The organism is Sphingomonas olei (assembly GCF_045369765.1).
Classification (GTDB): Bacteria; Pseudomonadota; Alphaproteobacteria; order Sphingomonadales; family Sphingomonadaceae; genus Sphingomonas; species Sphingomonas panaciterrae.
Map to the genome: position 1 here is coordinate 166677 of NZ_JBIQEU010000002.1, position 15542 is coordinate 182218.

General features: G+C 66.1%; 16 protein-coding genes and 1 tRNA gene. 9 read left to right on the plus strand and 8 right to left on the minus strand.

Annotated elements, in window-relative coordinates; translation table 11 throughout:
- The first annotated feature begins 48 nt into the window (after positions 1–48).
- Positions 49–786, plus strand: coding sequence for a Crp/Fnr family transcriptional regulator (locus ACH0BU_RS03330; protein ID WP_046410413.1), 738 nt, complete (start codon positions 49–51; stop codon positions 784–786).
- A gap of 82 nt (positions 787–868) precedes the next feature.
- Here ACH0BU_RS03330 and ACH0BU_RS03335 read toward each other — a convergent pair whose 3' ends face one another.
- Together ACH0BU_RS03335 and ACH0BU_RS03340 are read right to left on the minus strand one after the other, a co-directional pair.
- Positions 869–1162: a hypothetical protein gene (locus tag ACH0BU_RS03335; protein WP_500263752.1), complete on the minus strand. Its 294-nt coding sequence runs from the start codon at positions 1160–1162 to the stop codon at positions 869–871.
- Between the two features lie 137 nt (positions 1163–1299).
- Positions 1300–1385, minus strand: a tRNA-Tyr gene (locus tag ACH0BU_RS03340).
- A 136-nt stretch (positions 1386–1521) separates the two neighbouring features.
- Between ACH0BU_RS03340 and ACH0BU_RS03345 the strand changes: the two genes are divergently transcribed.
- Positions 1522–3123 carry a M20/M25/M40 family metallo-hydrolase gene (locus tag ACH0BU_RS03345; protein WP_500263753.1) on the plus strand — a complete coding sequence of 534 codons (1602 nt, stop codon included), beginning with the start codon at positions 1522–1524 and terminating at the stop codon, positions 3121–3123.
- The gene (gene rlmB, locus ACH0BU_RS03350) at positions 3123–3866 is read left to right on the plus strand and encodes a 23S rRNA (guanosine(2251)-2'-O)-methyltransferase RlmB (protein WP_125944901.1); all 744 of its coding nucleotides are present in this window, start codon (positions 3123–3125) and stop codon (positions 3864–3866) included. Before ACH0BU_RS03345 ends, rlmB begins: the two co-directional genes overlap by 1 nt.
- An 87-nt stretch (positions 3867–3953) precedes the next feature.
- Here rlmB and ACH0BU_RS03355 read toward each other — a convergent pair whose 3' ends face one another.
- Entirely contained in the window at positions 3954–4271 is a 318-nt protein-coding gene (locus tag ACH0BU_RS03355) for a 2Fe-2S iron-sulfur cluster-binding family protein (RefSeq protein WP_046410477.1), read from the minus strand.
- Between the two features lie 54 nt (positions 4272–4325).
- On the opposite strand from ACH0BU_RS03355, the gene ACH0BU_RS03360 reads away from it, so the two are divergent.
- Positions 4326–4961, plus strand: coding sequence for a DNA-3-methyladenine glycosylase family protein (locus ACH0BU_RS03360; RefSeq protein ID WP_500263754.1), 636 nt, complete (start codon positions 4326–4328; stop codon positions 4959–4961).
- A gap of 19 nt (positions 4962–4980) precedes the next feature.
- Here the strand turns inward: ACH0BU_RS03360 and ACH0BU_RS03365 are convergent, their stop codons facing one another.
- Positions 4981–5409 carry a DUF2147 domain-containing protein gene (locus tag ACH0BU_RS03365; RefSeq protein ID WP_500263755.1) on the minus strand — a complete coding sequence of 143 codons (429 nt, stop codon included), beginning with the start codon at positions 5407–5409 and terminating at the stop codon, positions 4981–4983.
- Positions 5410–5432: 23 nt separating this feature from the next.
- Between ACH0BU_RS03365 and mtnP the strand changes: the two genes are divergently transcribed.
- Positions 5433–6302: an S-methyl-5'-thioadenosine phosphorylase gene (mtnP, locus tag ACH0BU_RS03370; RefSeq protein ID WP_500263756.1), complete on the plus strand. Its 870-nt coding sequence runs from the start codon at positions 5433–5435 to the stop codon at positions 6300–6302.
- 32 nt (positions 6303–6334) lie between these two features.
- Positions 6335–7654 carry an Nramp family divalent metal transporter gene (locus ACH0BU_RS03375; protein WP_301090174.1) on the plus strand — a complete coding sequence of 440 codons (1320 nt, stop codon included), beginning with the start codon at positions 6335–6337 and terminating at the stop codon, positions 7652–7654.
- Positions 7655–7703: 49 nt separating this feature from the next.
- Here the strand turns inward: ACH0BU_RS03375 and ACH0BU_RS03380 are convergent, their stop codons facing one another.
- Together ACH0BU_RS03380 and ACH0BU_RS03385 are read right to left on the minus strand one after the other, a co-directional pair.
- On the minus strand, positions 7704–8489 hold the full coding sequence (locus ACH0BU_RS03380) for a thioesterase family protein (RefSeq protein ID WP_500263757.1): 786 nt from the start codon (positions 8487–8489) through the stop codon (positions 7704–7706).
- Positions 8486–10030, minus strand: a complete 1545-nt coding sequence (locus ACH0BU_RS03385) for a class I adenylate-forming enzyme family protein (RefSeq protein ID WP_500263758.1) — start codon at positions 10028–10030, stop codon at positions 8486–8488. Before ACH0BU_RS03385 ends, ACH0BU_RS03380 begins: the two co-directional genes overlap by 4 nt.
- Before the next feature lie 67 nt (positions 10031–10097).
- Between ACH0BU_RS03385 and ACH0BU_RS03390 the strand changes: the two genes are divergently transcribed.
- A complete protein-coding gene (locus ACH0BU_RS03390) occupies positions 10098–10883 on the plus strand; it encodes an SDR family NAD(P)-dependent oxidoreductase (RefSeq protein ID WP_500263759.1) in 786 nt (261 codons plus the stop codon).
- Between the two features lie 98 nt (positions 10884–10981).
- Here the strand turns inward: ACH0BU_RS03390 and ACH0BU_RS03395 are convergent, their stop codons facing one another.
- The gene (locus ACH0BU_RS03395) at positions 10982–11680 is read right to left on the minus strand and encodes a glutathione S-transferase N-terminal domain-containing protein (RefSeq protein ID WP_500263760.1); all 699 of its coding nucleotides are present in this window, start codon (positions 11678–11680) and stop codon (positions 10982–10984) included.
- Between the two features lie 46 nt (positions 11681–11726).
- Entirely contained in the window at positions 11727–12935 is a 1209-nt protein-coding gene (locus tag ACH0BU_RS03400; protein WP_500263761.1) for an MFS transporter, read from the minus strand.
- Positions 12936–13058: 123 nt separating this feature from the next.
- Here ACH0BU_RS03400 and ACH0BU_RS03405 point away from each other — a divergent pair, with 123 nt between their 5' ends.
- Entirely contained in the window at positions 13059–14279 is a 1221-nt protein-coding gene (locus ACH0BU_RS03405; protein ID WP_500263762.1) for an acyl-CoA dehydrogenase family protein, read from the plus strand.
- A 116-nt stretch (positions 14280–14395) separates the two neighbouring features.
- Positions 14396–15466: an acyl-CoA dehydrogenase family protein gene (locus ACH0BU_RS03410; RefSeq protein ID WP_296222468.1), complete on the plus strand. Its 1071-nt coding sequence runs from the start codon at positions 14396–14398 to the stop codon at positions 15464–15466.
- Positions 15467–15542 lie beyond the last annotated feature (76 nt).

The following is a 15542-nucleotide window of genomic DNA, read 5'->3' on the forward strand; positions in this document are numbered from 1 at the left end:
GTATCGGCGGGCGCCGTGCGTCAGCAGCGTAGCAGAAGGACGATTTCCATGGGTCAGGCCAACCCACCATCGCCGCTCGCTCCGTTCATCGCCAAGCTGGAGCGGCGATGCCCGCTCGACGCCGACGATCGTGAAGCTCTGCTGGCACTGACCACGTCCGTCCAGCGCCACGACGCGGGACGCTACGTGGTCCGGGCGGGGGAGCAGAATCTGTCGTTCATGGTGCTGCTGTCGGGCTATGTTCACCGCCACCGGGTGCTGGCCAATGGCTCGCGGCAGATCGTCGCCGTCCACCTCGCGGGCGATCTCCTCATCTTGCCGCACACCGCGATGCGCCGCACCACGGAGAGCCTTCAGGCGCTGACCCCGGTCAAGGTCGCCGAGGTCGCCGCCGCATCGATGATCGCTTTGTCGCGGGAGCGGCCGGCGATCGCGGAGGCGCTGCTGCTCGAAAGCATCGCCGACGCATCGATCTTCCGTGAATGGGTGATCAACCTCGGCCGGCGCGACGCGCGCACGCGCACCGCGCATCTGTTGTGTGAGCTTGGCACGCGCAGCGCGGAGAGCGACCTGGGCAATCGCACCACCTTTCGCCTGCCGCTCACGCAGGAGCAGCTCGCCGACGTGCTCGGGCTCACCTCGGTCCATGTGAATCGCACGCTTCGGGGGATGAAGAGCAGCGGGCTGATCGATTACGGCAACGGCTGGGTGTCGGTGCCCGACTGGACGAGACTGCGCAAGGAAGCCGATTTCGACGACGGCTATCTGTGCCTGGACCCTGCCTGATCGCGGCACGGCGAGGCTAAGGCACCAGATCGCCGATGCGCCAACCACCGGCGTGCGTCCGACAGCAGGCAGCATCGCTCGATCAGGATTTGCGCGCGTCGTGTCGCGAACGCGTGGGCGGCGTCGCCTCGATATGGTCGAGCCGCGCGAGCAGATTGTCGAAGTCCTTCACGTCCTCGACCGCAAACACCCGATTAAAGCCCTCGCCCAATATGCGCAGGTCACGTTCGGTCAGCAGGCCGACGGCGATGATGCGATCATGAGGCATTGTGACAGAACGCTTGGCAAACCATTCGTTCCGCACCGCGGTGTAAAGTGGGGGCGGAAAAATCCGAAAAGTTGAAAGGTGTTGCGGCAAGGCCGCGGCCGACGCCATCGTCCGCCGACGCGCTTACATCAGTAGCGGATCGTCGCCGCACCGCGCCCGTCGTTCAGGTCGGAATGGAATGTTGGAACCTGGTAAAGGCCGCCGGGTCCAGCCATCTTCCCCACGGCGAAACCGCCGGGGAGAAATGGTGGAAGGGACTGGATTCGAACCAGTGTACACTTGCGTGGGCAGATTTACAGTCTGCTGCCTTTAACCACTCGGCCACCCTTCCACAGGGCTGCTTCGTCGAAGCGAGGGCGCCCAATGCCGAAGCCCGGCCGTCCTGTCAACGCACTGTCATCATGGTTGCGCGCTTTCTTTTCGACGCATAGCTACGGCACGCCATCCGGGCAGGAGATTTACCACCTATGCGCCATCTGCTTCTGGCCGCGATCGCGGTTGCAGCACCCGTCCACGCGCAGGACCGCAACGACACTGCGCGAATCATGGATGAGGGGCTGGCCCATTCGCAGGTCATGACGACGGCGCAGCACCTGACCGACGTCATTGGTCCGCGTCTCACCAATTCGCCGCAGATGCGCCAGGCGGAGGCATGGACCCAGGCGAAGTTCGCCGAATGGGGGCTGAAGAACGTCCGCAAGGAAGGGTTCGATTTCGGCCGTGGATGGTGGATCAACGGGTCCAGCGTGCGCATGGTCACGCCGCGCCCGATCCAGCTTACCGCCATCCCGATCGCCTGGACCCCGCCGACGCAGGGCACGCTCAGCGCACCGATCATCGTCGCGCCGATGAAAAGCGCGCGTGATTTCGCCGCCTATCGCGGCCAGCTGGCGGGCAAGATCGTGCTCGTGTCGTCGCCCGGCACCGGCTCGGAAAGCACGCGCGCCCCGTTCCACCGCTACACCGACGAGGAATTGGGCAAGGTCGCCGAATTTAGATTTCCCCGCTACGATCCTGCCGCCGACGCAAAGGTATTGCGCGAGGCTGATTTCGAGAAGCAGCGCGACGCCTTCCTGAAGGGGGAGGGCGCGCTCGCCTATGCCACCATCTCCTATCGGGACGGAAAGCTCGTCCACGGCGAAGGCTATATGTTCGAGGCGGGCAAGTCTCCCTCGCTGCCCGGCGTCGAGATTGCGGCGGAGGATTACCGCCGCCTCGCACGCCTCGCAAAGACCGGCGCGGCACCGACGCTCGAGATCATTAGCGACGTGCGCTATGACGACAGCGATCCGCAGGCGTACAACATCTTCGCCGAAATCCCCGGCACTGATCCCAAGGCCGGCTATGTGATGGCCGGCGCGCATTTCGACAGCTGGGTCGCGGGCGATGGCGCGAGCGACAATGCGGCTGGCACTGCGGTGGTCATGGAGGCCGCGCGGATCCTTTCGCGGATTGGCGTGCGGCCGAAGCGCACGATCCGCTTTGCGCTGTGGAACGGCGAGGAACAGGCATTGCTCGGCAGCCTCGCCTGGGTGGAAAAGAACCTCGCGACGCGCGGCGGCCCCAATGATCCGCCGCTGGTCGGGGAGCGGCGCTATTATGAATGGAGCAAGCGCTGGCCGATCAACCCGCGCCCCGGCTTCAATGACCTTGCGGCCTATTTCAACGTCGACAATGGCTCGGGCCGGTTCCGCGGCATCTATGCCGAGAACAATCCCGCCGCGGCCGAAATCTTCCGCGGCTGGATGACGCCGTTCAACGGGCTGGGCATGACCACCGTCGCGATCGGTCGCACCGGCGGCACCGACCATGTCTTCATGCAATCCGTCGGCGCGCCCGGCTTCCAGTTCATCCAGGATCCGCTCGACTATAACAGCCGCGCGCACCATTCCTCCGCCGACACCTTCGATCACCTGAAGGAGGAGGATCTGCGCCAGGGTTCGACGATCCTTGCCGCCTTCCTGCTCAATGCCGCCAATGCCGACAAGGCGTTGCCGCGCCCGCCGATGCCGACGCGCCCGGCGGTTACCGATCCCTTCGCTTATCCTGACCCCGAGGAGCATAATTGATGGCACGCCGCGGACATCGTCCCAGCCAGGCACCGGCCGGCCGGCCCCGTTTCTGGGGCCGCCACGCCGTGACGGCTGCGCTGGCCAATCCCAATCGTACCGTGCGAAAATTGTGGGGCACGCGAGAGGCGCTCGCCTCGCTCGATCTGCCGCCGGTGTTGCCGGTCGTCTATGCCGATGTCGCCGATCTCGGCCGCATGGTCCCCTCCGACGCGCCGCACCAGGGGCTGGTGGCGGAGGTCGATCCGCTGGAGGAAATCTGGCTCGGTGACCTGCTGATGGAGGGGCGCGACGATCGCCGCCCGCTGGTGGTGCTCGATCAGGTCACCGATCCGCACAATGTCGGCGCGGTGCTCCGCTCCGCCGCGGCGTTCGACGCGCTGGGCATCGTCACGCAGGATCGCCACGCACCGCCCGAATCGGGTGCGCTGGCCCGCGCGGCATCGGGCGCGCTGGAAACGGTGCCCTGGGTGCGCGTGGTCAATCTCGCCCGCGCGTTGGACGAGATTGCCGAGGCCGGCTTCTGGCGCATCGGCCTCACCGGCCACGCCGATCAGACGCTGGCCCAGGTGATGGGCGAGGCGAAGGTCGCCATCGTGCTCGGCGCCGAAGGGGAGGGGATGCGCCAGAATACCGAGGCGCATTGCGACCAGCTGGCAAAGCTGCCGATCAGCCCGAAGGTCGAAAGCCTCAACGTCTCCAACGCCGCCGCGATCGCGCTCTACGCCGCCGCCGCGCGCTGAACCGAACGACAAAAGGGGGCGGGTGCCGATGGCGCCCGCCCCCTTTTGCTGTTCACCGGATCACCGCGCCCCTTATGGGGCAGGCGGTCAGTCTTCCTCGGCGATGCGAACCTTCAGCCCGTCGAGATCGGGGCCGAACGGCAGCTGGCACGACAGCCGCGAATATTCGTCGCGCGTGCTGGACGAATCGAGCAGGTCGTTCTCGTCCTCGCTGATCGGCGGCAGTTTCGCGGCAAATTCCGGGTCGACATGGATGTGGCAGGTCGCGCAGCTGCAGCACCCGCCGCACAGCGCCAGGATCTCGTCAATGCCGCCGTCACGAATGACTTCCATCACCGACAGGCCGGCGGAACCGTCGATCTCACGTTCTTCCCCGTCACGCAGAGTGACGATAAGCTTGGGCATGCTGCTCTCCCCGAAAGTTTATCGCTCCCTTGCCGATCTTGCGGGCCGCCCGCAATGGGGCTGAGCGAGCGCGCGCTGCGCGACGGCGTCGATGCGCTCGCCGCGATCGAGCCGCGCTTCGCCACCGCGCTCGCCCGCGTCGGTTATCCGCCCACCCGCATCCGCGATCGCGGCCATGTCACGCTGATGCGCACGATCGTCGGCCAGCAGGTCAGCGTGAAGGCCGCCGACGCGATGTGGCGCAAGCTGACGGCGGTGATCGGCGATCCCGTCGATCTCTCCCGCCTCGTGGCTGCCACCGATGAGGAATTGCGCGCCGCCGGCATGTCGCGGCAGAAATCGGGCTATCTGCGCAGCCTCGCGGAGGAAGTGACCAGCGGGCGGCTCGATTTCGACCGCCTGCCGCTCGATGACGAGGAAGCGATCGCGCAGCTTACCCGCGTGAAGGGGATCGGCCGCTGGTCCGCCGAAATCTACCTGCTGTTCGCCGAGGGCCGCCCCGACATCTGGCCCGCCGGCGATCTCGCGGTACAGATAGAGGTCGGTCGCATTCTGGGACATGAGACGCGGCCCAGCGAGAAATTGACCCGCGAACTGGCGGAGGCATGGCGCCCGTATCGCGGCGCGGCGGCGATCTTCGCCTGGCATCATTATGGTGCCGGCGCCGATGCCGACGCCGCACCCGTCTGACCGATCGCTCAGTTCCGGATCAGGTTGCCGGCTTCCAAGTCTGCGTCTGGCAGATGAAGGAAATGCAGCCCTTCACCTTCAGCGACCCGTCCTTGGCGCGGGTGACGATCGACTTGTAGCTCTTGCCGTTGCGCGGGTCATAGATCCGGCCGCGCCACTCGTCGCCGGCATCGCTGAATTCGCTCAGGATCGGCATCCCGACGATCGGGCGACTGCGCAGCGCGGCATCGGGATTGTTCACATCGGTGGCAGGCGCGCCGGCCTTCGCCTTGATCACCTTGGCGATTCGCCCACATGTTGATCCGCCGCACTGGCCGATCTGGACGATCGCGCTGCCATCCTGGGTCAGCCATTTGCCCGCAATCGGTTGTGCGGCCTGCGCCGGCCCGGCAAGGGTGAGCGCAGCGAGCGAGAGCGCGCCAGGCGCGGCGAGACGGGCGATCCTCATGATCGCCTTATCAGGGGACGGCGATGAACACGCAATGGACGATCGGCATCATCGGCGGCTCCGGCCTCTACGCGATCGAGGGGCTTGAGGACGCTGAGTGGCGCCCCGTCTCCTCCCCCTGGGGCGCGACCTCGGACGACATATTGTTCGGCCGCATCGGTTCCGTCGGCCTGCGCTTCCTGCCCCGCCACGGCGGCGGCCATCGCATTGCGCCCGGCGACATTCCGGTCCGCGCCAACATCGATGCGCTGAAGCGCGCCGGCTGCACTGACCTGATCGGCGTCTCGTCGGTCGGCTCCTTGCGTGAGGAGCTGGCGCCCGGCCGCTTCGTCGTCGTCGACCAGTTCATCGACCGCACCGTCGGCCGTCCCGCGAGCTTCTTCGGCACCGGCATGGTGGCGCACGTCTCGCTCGCCGATCCGGTGTGCGAGCGGCTGTCCGCCTTCGCCGGCGCCGCGGTCCAGGCAGCGGGCGGCAAGGTGACCGAGGGCGCGACCTATCTCGCGATGGAGGGCCCGCAATTCTCCACCCGCGCCGAAAGCGAGATGTATCGCCAATGGGGCTGCGACGTCATCGGCATGACCGCCATGCCCGAGGCGCGGCTCGCACGCGAGGCGGAGCTGCCCTACGCGCTGGTCGGCATGGTCACCGATTACGATTGCTGGCGCGAGAATGAGCAGCCAGTGGAGGTGAGCGAGATCGTCGCGCAGATGGCGGCCAACGGCGTCATCGCCCGCTCGATGATCCGCGCGCTCGCCGCCGCGCTCCCGGCGGAGCGTACCCCGTCGCCAATCGACACGGCGCTGAACGGCGCGATCCTCACCGCGCCGGACCGCTGCGATCCCGCACTCGCCGCACAGAATTCCGCCATACTCGCCCGACTAAACGGTTGAATCGCTCCTCCACGTCCCGCATGGCAGCTTCGATGAAGCCAGCCGCCACTGAACCGTTGCGATCGCTTCCGGAGGTTTATGCCTCCATCCGTGTTCCCGAAGGCGCCGGCTTCTGGCGCCGCCTGTTCGCGTTCGTCGGCCCCGGCTGGCTGGTCGCCGTCGGCTATATGGATCCGGGCAATTGGGCGACCGACATCGCCGGCGGCTCGGCCTTCGGCTACACCTTGCTCAGCGTCATCCTGCTGTCGAACCTCATGGCGATCGTGCTTCAGGCATTGTCGGCCCGGCTCGGCATCGGGGCGGGGATGGATCTCGCCCAGGCATGTCGCCGGCAATATTCGCGGCCCGTCAGCTTCGTCCTGTGGGTGCTGTGCGAAATAGCCATCATCGCCTGCGATCTGGCGGAGGTGCTCGGCACCGCCATCGCGCTGAAGCTGTTGTTCGGGCTACCCCTGGTGGCCGGCGTCTGCGTCACCGCGGTCGACGTGTTCCTGATCCTCGCGCTGCAACGCTACGGCTTCCGCCGGCTGGAGGCGTTCGTCGCCGCCTTGCTGATCGTCATCGCCGGTTGCTTCGCCTTCGAGCTGGCCTGGGCCGGGCCGGACTGGGCGGCCGCTGCCGCCGGGCTCATTCCGACGACCGAGATCATCAGCAACCCGCTGATGCTCTACATCGCGATCGGCATCCTCGGCGCCACGGTGATGCCGCACAACCTCTACCTCCATTCCGCGATCGTGCAGACCCGCGCGGTGGGGAAGGGGGTCGCTGAAAAGCGCGACGCGCTGAAGATGGCGACGATCGATTCCACCGTCAGCCTCGGCCTCGCCTTCTTCATCAACGCCGCGATCCTGGTGCTCGCCGCCGCCACCTTCCACGTCGCCGGCCGTACCGAAGTGGCCGAGATCGAGGAGGCGCATCAATTGCTCGCCCCGATGCTCGGCGTCGGCGCGGCGAGCGCGGTGTTCGCCATCGCCTTGCTCGCCAGCGGGCAGAATTCCACCGTCACCGGCACGCTCGCCGGGCAGATCGTGATGGAGGGGTTCCTCGAACTCCGCCTGCCGATGTGGCTGCGGCGGCTGATCACCCGCGGCCTCGCCATCATCCCGGCGGTGGTGGGCGTGATGATCGCCGGCGATTCCGGCGCGACTCAATTGCTGGTGCTCAGTCAGGTCGTGCTCAGCCTGCAATTGCCCTTCGCTGTCCTGCCGCTGGTTGCCTTCACCGGCAGCCGGCGCCTGATGGGCTCCATGGCCGCGCCGCGCTGGCTGATCGCGCTCGCCTGGGGAATCGCCGCCGTGATCGTGCTGCTCAACGGCTGGATGCTCTGGGGCATGATGACCGGCCAGGGCTAGGGTGCCTGCCGGGCGCCTGCGCCATCGCGCGGCGCCCGGCAATGTGCAATCAGGCGAACACGGCCACCGACTGCATCTGCTCGGCGACCATTTCGCCCCGGCTGTTCCAGATGCCCATCTGCTGCGACGAACTGCCCGCCCGCGCATAATCGGCGTTGGAGCGGAGCAGCCACCAGCCGTCCTCGGTCGTGGGCGTCGGCCCCAGCACGTTCAGGATCCACGTCAGTGAGCTCATCGGCACGTTGCGCCCGATCAGCCGCAGCGTCGCCGGCGGCAGGCAGTCACCCACCGCGAGCAATTCCACCATCGGGTCCAGCCCCTCGCGCTCGTTGAGCCGCGTCCAGCGCAGCCATTCGGCGGGCAGCAGGTTCGGCCCATCGCGGCGGTCGAGGAACTCGAAATTCTGCGTGAAGGCGACCGCCGGATGCCCCTTGAAGGTCGTTTCCTCCGGCCCCGGCTTCGCGAAGTCCGGCACCGTCGTCACCGCATAATCCAGCTCGCTCTCGATCGCGCGCATGAAGACGAAGGTGCAACGCAGGCCAAGCCCCGCCTCGCTTTCAATATCGGCCTGGATGAACGCCGCATTCTTGCCACGCCGCAGCCGGTGCGCCGTTACCAAGATCGGCCCGGCCAGCGGGCCGATGAAGCTTACCTGCGCCGACCGCAGCGGGGGCAGGTCGGTGTCGGACTGCATCGCGCAGTGCAGCGCGATCGCCGCCGACAGCCCGCCATAGCCGGTCCGCCCCTGCAGCCACCCGTCCGGGATCTCGCCGCGCCAGCCGGGGCCATCGCCCAGCGGGGTCAGACCGTCCAGGATCTGCTTCAGGCTCGTCATGCATTCACCCCTTCGAATTCACCCTGGGCGAGCCGATCGCGCAGCTCGCGCTTCAATACCTTGCCGATCGCGCTGCGCGGCAGCTCGTCGGTGACGTACAGCTTCGACAGTCGCTGGGTTTTGCCCAGCTTCTCGTTGACCGCTGCGCGAACCTCCTCCGCGCTCGCCGCAGCGCCGGGGCGGGGGACGTAGAAGCCGACCGGCGTCTCGCCCCATTCCTCGCTAGGCACGCCAACGACGGTGCAATCGGCCACCGCCGGATGCTGCGCCAGCACCGCTTCCAGATCGGACGGGTAGATGTTGAACCCGCCCGAAATGATCATGTCCTTCTTGCGGTCCATCAGGATCAGGAAGCCGTCCTCGTCGATCCGCCCGACGTCGCCGTGGCGGATCCAGCGCCTGCCCTCCGCGTCATGATATTCCGCGTCGCGCGTGGCGCCCTCGCGCTTGTGATAACCGTTCATCATCGCCGGCGAGCGCCCGACGATCTCGCCCATCTCCCCGGGCGCCACTTCGTTGCCGTCCTCGTCCAGCAGCAACGCCTCATGCCCGGGCGACAGCTTGCCGACGGTGTGCAGCTTGTCGGGGTTCTCGTCCGCCACCAGGATGAATGACGCGCCGCCCTCGGTCATGCCGTAATATTCCACCAGCTTGCCCGGCCAGCGGTTCAGGATGTCGCGCTTCAGCTCGGCCTTGAACGGCGCTGAGGTGCAGGTCTTGAAGCGGAAGGCGCTGAGGTCGAAATTGTCGAAATCGGGCAGGGCCATGATGCGCTGATATTGCACCGGCACCAGCATCGTGTGCGTCGCGCGATATTGCTGCGCCAGCTCCAGATAACGGCGCGCATCGAACTTCTTCATCAGCACCACCGTGCCGCCCCAGGCGAGCGTCGGCAGGAAACTGACCAGCGTGGTGTTCGAATATAGCGGCGTCGCCAGCAGCGTGACGGCGGTGTCGAACCCGGCCGTGCTGTTGCGCGACAGATGCTGCCAGCGCATCGTGTGGCTCTGCACAATCCCCTTGGGGATGCCGGTCGTGCCCGACGAATAGATGATGTTGAACCCGTCGAGCGGCGCGATCTCGACCGGCGTCGGCATGCTCTCCTCCGGCGCCAGCCACTGGTCCAGTTCCTCCAGCATGACGATCCGGGCCGACATCGTCTGGCCGGCCAGCGCATCGGCATTGGCGCGATCGAGGAAGACGAGGTTGGCGCCGCTGTCCTCCACCATGCCGGCGATCTGCTCGGGCGTGGCGGATGGCTGGATCGGCGCTGCGATCGAACCGGCGCGCACCGCGGCCAGGAACACGATCGACTGCGCGACGCTCGGATAGCTGACGATCGCCACCGCCTGTCCCTGCGCCGTGCCGTCGCGCTGAAGCGCTGCCGCGGCGCGGTCCATTGCCCGGTCCAGTTTGGCATAGGTGATGTGCGCGTCGCCATCGGCGATCGCCAGCTTGTCGGGCTGGTTGGCGGCGTAGCGGCGGATCAGGTCCGGCAAGGTGCCGAAATCCCGTGCGAGCAGGTCTTCAACTCTCTCCATGATTCCTGCGCTAGCGGGCGCCGCTGCCGAATGCCATACGCGACATTCGAATTTAAAGGAGAGTCAAATGGACGGCGGAGTGGCAATCGTCACCGGCGGGGGTACCGGGATCGGGGCAGCGGTGGTTCGCCGGCTCGCGGCACGCGGCGTGCGCAGCGTCATCAACTATGCGCACAGCCGTGCCGAGGCGGAGGCGGTGGCGGCAGAGGTCGGCAACGGCTCGATCGCGGTACAGGCCGACATCGCCGACGACGCCGAATGTCGGAAGCTCGTTGCCGCCGCCACTGACACCTTCGGCCGGCTCGATTTCCTCGTCAACAATGCCGGCCGTACCAAACATGTCATGCATGAGGATCTCGACGGCCTCGACGCCGACGATTTCATCGACATTTACCGGCTGAACACCGTTGCCGCCTTCCAGATGGTCCGCGCCGCTGCGCCCGCGATGCGCGAAGGGCCGATGAGCGCCGTAGTCAATATCGCCTCGATCGCCGGCATCCACGGCGTCGGCTCCTCGATCGCCTATGCCGCTTCCAAGGGCGCGCTGATCACCATGACGCAAAGCCTCGCCCGCGTCCTGGCGCCGGCGATCCGCGTCAACGCCGTCGCGCCCGGCTATGTCGGCACCGGCTGGTTCGAAAAGTCGCTCGGCGTGGAGGGCAAAGCAAAGCTCGACGCCAATGTCGCGCGCCGTACCCCGATGGCGATGGCTCCGCAGGCGGAGGATATCGCCGGCCCGATCGAGATGCTGCTCGACCCCGCCGGCCGCGCGATTACCGGCGAAACCTGGCGGGTCGATGCCGGCTTCCACCTCGATACCGGCGGCAGCCGCCGTCCCGGCCGGGAGAATTGAAGGTGCTGGCCGCGATGTCTCGGTTCGCGGCCAATAATCTCCGGTAACAGGCCATGATACCCCGCCAGCAGGCCAGCGGGGTATGATGGCGGGCCGGCTCAGCGCCCCGTATTCGCGGTCTGGCCGAACAACACCTTCTTCGCCTCGTCGGACATCGGCGCCGGCGCGGGCTGGATCTCCTTCCCCTTGGCATAGGCCCGCTCGGTCGCCGGCCGCGCCTTGATCGCCGCGTGCCAACGCGCGATGTTTTGAAATTCGCTCAGGTCCTGCCCCTGCGCCTCGGGCAGGATCCAGGGATAGCTCGCCATATCGGCGATCGTGTAATCGTCGCCCGCCACGAACGGTCGATCTGCCAGGCGACGATCAAGAACGCCGTACAAGCGATTGGTTTCATTCAGATATCGGTTGATTGCGTAGGGCACCTTCTCGGGCGCGTAATTGCGGAAATGGTGGTTCTGCCCCAGCATCGGTCCCAGACCGCCCATCTGCCACATCAGCCACTGGTTCACCTCGGCCCGCGCACGCATGGTGTCCCCTCCGAAGCGCCCGGTCTTTTCGGCCAGATACAACAGGATAGCGCCCGATTCGAAGACGGAGATCGGCGCACCGCCATCGGCAGGCTCATGATCGACGATCGCCGGCATCCGGTTATTGGGCGCGATCTTCAGGAAGTCGGGCTTGAACTGCTCGCCAGTGCCGATGTTCACTGGAATGATCCGGTAGGGAAGGCCGGTTTCCTCCAGGAAAAGCGTGATCTTGTGCCCATTTGGTGTCGGCCAATAATGAAGATCGATCATGCAATTCTCCCTTGTGGTTCGTGGGCCAGATGGGGGCTGGGGCCGATCAGGCAAGCACCGCGCGACGCCGCACCACGCCCAACAGGAACACGGCAAAGGTGACGGCACATAGCAAGGAGGCGAGCAGGAACGCACCGCCCGCATGGCCGCGCTCGGCACCAAAGGCCAGTGCTTGGGTCATCGCCAGCGGGCCCACGATGGCCGCGACGCTGGAGAGGCTTGCCAGCCCGCCTTGCAACGCACCCTGGTTCGCGGCGTCGACGCGGGTCGACAGGATCGCATTGATTGACGGTCCGACCAGCCCGGTCACCGCCCCGGCCGCGATCAGCGCGTAGAGCTGCCACCCCTGCTGCGCAAAGGCGTAGAGCGCAAAGACTATCACCCCCGCCGTCAGCCCGATCAGCACCGTACGATCCTCCCCGAACCGCTTGATCGTCGGCCCGATCAGAAACACCTGCGCCAGCATCATCGACAGGCCTGACGCGGCCAGCGACCATCCGATCGCCTTGCTGTCCCACTCCAGCGCGATGCTGACGTAAAAGGTCCAGGTCGAGGGATAGACCATATGCGCGATCTGCCACAGCAACGCGCCGATCAGCAGCGCCGCAGCACCGCCGGCGTGAAAGAGCGGGACAAACGCGCCGACCGGATTGGCACGGCGCCAGTCGAAGGGGCGGCGGTTCTCCGGCACCAGCGTCTCCGGCATCACCGCCAGGATCAGCCCCGCATTGGCGAAGGCCAGCGCCGCCGCGGCGACAAAGGGCGCGCGCGGTCCCAGGTCACCCAACAAGCCGCCGATCGCCGGCCCCAGGATGAACCCGCCACCGAACGCCGCCCCCAGCAGGCCGAACATCCGCCCGCGTTGCTCGGGCGGCGTGACGTCCGCGATGACGGCATTGGCCGGGCCATAGGTCGCGCCCGCGATTCCGGCGATGGCGCGGCCTGCAAACAGCCAGCCGAGCGACGGCGCAAAGGCCATGAAGGCGTAGTCGATCCCGAAGCAGCACACGCTGATCAGCAATACGCGCCGTCGGCCGTATCTGTCTGAAAGGCTGCCGATTACCGGACCAGCAAAGAAATGGGTGACGGCGTAGACCGCCAGCAGATAGCCGCCGATCCGCGTCGCCTCGGCAAGATCGACGCGTCCGAGCTCTACGATCAGCGCCGGCAGAACGGGAAGCACGATCCCGAAACCGATGGAATCGATCAGCATCGCTGCGATCGCGACGGGCACGGCTGGATGATCGAATCGCATCAGCTCACCTTCTGGCGAAACCGCATAGACGAACAGGTAACAGTTGTCGCTTTGCTTGCCATCGGAAACGTGGCATGAGTGCGCCATACCCGATATTCAGAATCGGCTTCGGAGAAATGATTGATGGCAAGCGCCGCCGAACTGGACCGTTCCGCAGACACGATTGATGCTTTCCGCGCTGAGGCGCGCGCCTGGCTCGAAGCGAACTTCCCGCAAAGCCTGCGTGGCAAGGATAACGCCATGTCGGCCGTCGACGGTCCGACGGAGGAAACCGCCGAGCAGAAGGCGTGGCGCGAGGCGATGGGCGCCAAGGGTTGGGGCACGCCCACTTGGCCGAAGGAATATGGCGGCGGCGGGCTGACCCGCGAACAGGCGCGCGTGCTGGGTGAGGAGATGGCGCGCATCGGCGCCTGGAACCCGATCGGCGGCATGGGCGTGATGATGTTCGGGCCGACGCTGCTGGAATATGGCAGCGAGGAGCAGAAGCAGAAGCACATCCCCGGCATCGTCCGCGGTGAAGTGCGCTGGTGCCAGGGCTATTCGGAGCCGGGCGCAGGTTCGGACCTCGCGTCCTTGCAGACCTTCGCCGAGGACAAGGGCGATCATTACATCGTCAACGGCCAGAAGACCTGGACGAGCGGCGGCCAGTGGGCGGACAAGTGCTTCGCGCTGGTGCGCACCGACAAGACGCAGAAGCATGCCGGCATCAGCTTCCTGCTGATCGACATGAATGCCGAGGGCGTCGAAACCCGCCCGATCAAGCTGATCTCTGGCGCCTCGCCCTTCTGCGAGACCTTCTTCACCAACGTGAAGGTGCCCAAGGAGAATTTGGTCGGCCAGGAAGGGCAGGGCTGGACCATCGGCACCCGCCTGCTGCAGCACGAGCGTAATTCGCTTTCCGGCGGCGGCGGCTCGCAGGGCCGCATGAACCAGGGCGAGCAGATCCCGTCGATCGCGAAGAAGTATCGCGGGGTCGATGCCGAAGGGAAGCTCGCTGACAGCGACCTGCGCACCCGCATCATCAAGCATGAGATGGACCAGCGCGCCTTCGCGCTCACGCTGCGCCGTGCGGCACTCGAGGCCAAGGGCAATGCCGGTCCGTCCGCCGCCACCAGCGTGATGAAGAACGTCGGCGCCCGCATCACTCAGGATCGCGCCGAGCTGGCGATCGAGATCATGGGCATGCAGGGCCTTGGCTGGGAAGGCGAGGGCTTCAGCAACGAGGAACTGGCGGCAACCCGCACTTGGCTGTGGGGGAAGGCGGTGTCGATCTACGGCGGTTCGACCGAGATCCAGAACAACGTCATCGCGAAGCGCATCCTGGGGATGCTCGACCACCAGTAATCGCTGGTTTGTTATTCGGTTAGGCGCGGGCGAACGCGTCGGAGAGGGCCGGGTCGAGGAGCGGGCGCACAGACGTCCGCCCTCCCCGGCAGGTCCTTCGTTAAAGGGTTTGAGAAATGGCGTTGCTGAACGACGAACAGGTGATGTTGCGCGACATGGCGCGCGAGTGGGCCGACAATGAGTCGCCGACCACCGCGTTCCGCAAGCTGCGCGACGCAGCACCGGCCAAGGGGTTTGATCCCGAGGCATGGAATACGATTGGCCAGATGGGGTGGGCGGGCATTCTCATCCCCGAGGAATTCGGTGGCTCTGCCTTCGGTTATCTATCGCTCGGACTGGTGGTCGAGCAGCTCGGCCGCAATCTGGCTGTGAGCCCGCTGTCTTCGACCGCAGTCGCGGCAAGCGCGATCGCGACGGGTACGTCCGACGCGGCAAAGTCCGACTGGCTGGGCAAGCTCGCCAGCGGCGAGGCGGTTGCCACGCTCGCGATCGATGAATGCCCGCTGCACACCGGTGTCGATAATCTCGAAACCACCGTGTCGGGCGGTTTGCTGAGCGGCACCAAGAAGTTCGTCGCCGAGGGTGACGGCGCTGACGTGTTCGTCGTCGCCGCTGCTGATGGCCTCTATGCCGTGGCGAAGGGTGAGGGGGTCACCGTCCACACGCGGCGCATGGCCGACAGCCGCAGCCATGCCGACGTCACCTTCACCAATGCGCCGGCTGAGAAGCTCGGCGGGCCGGAGCTCAGCCGCGCCATTGTCGATCGCGCCACTGCCGTCACCACAGCGGAAATGCTCGGCATGGCGGAGAACGCGTTCAGCCAGACGCTCGACTACCTCAAGCAGCGCGTGCAGTTCGGCCAGGTCCTGTCGACCTTCCAGGCGCTGCAGCACCGCATGGCAAAGATGAAGACCGAGATCGAGCTGATGCGGTCCGCCGTTGAGGGCGCGTTGGAAGCAATCGACGCAAACCGTTCGGACGTCGATCAGGCTGTCAGCCTGGCAAAGGCAGTGGCGAATGACACGCTGCGTCTCGTCAGCCGTGAGATGGTGCAGCTGCACGGCGGCGTCGGCATGACCGACGAATATGATGCCGGCCTGTATCTGAAGCGCTCCGCCGTGCTGGAGACGATGTGGGGCAATGCCAGCTACCATCGTGACCGTTTTGCGCGGCTCAACGGATATTAAAACACGTTACAGTAATTTCGGTATGGCGGCGGGTGTTCTCTGCAACACCCGCCATTTTTATTCTGCCGAAAGGTCA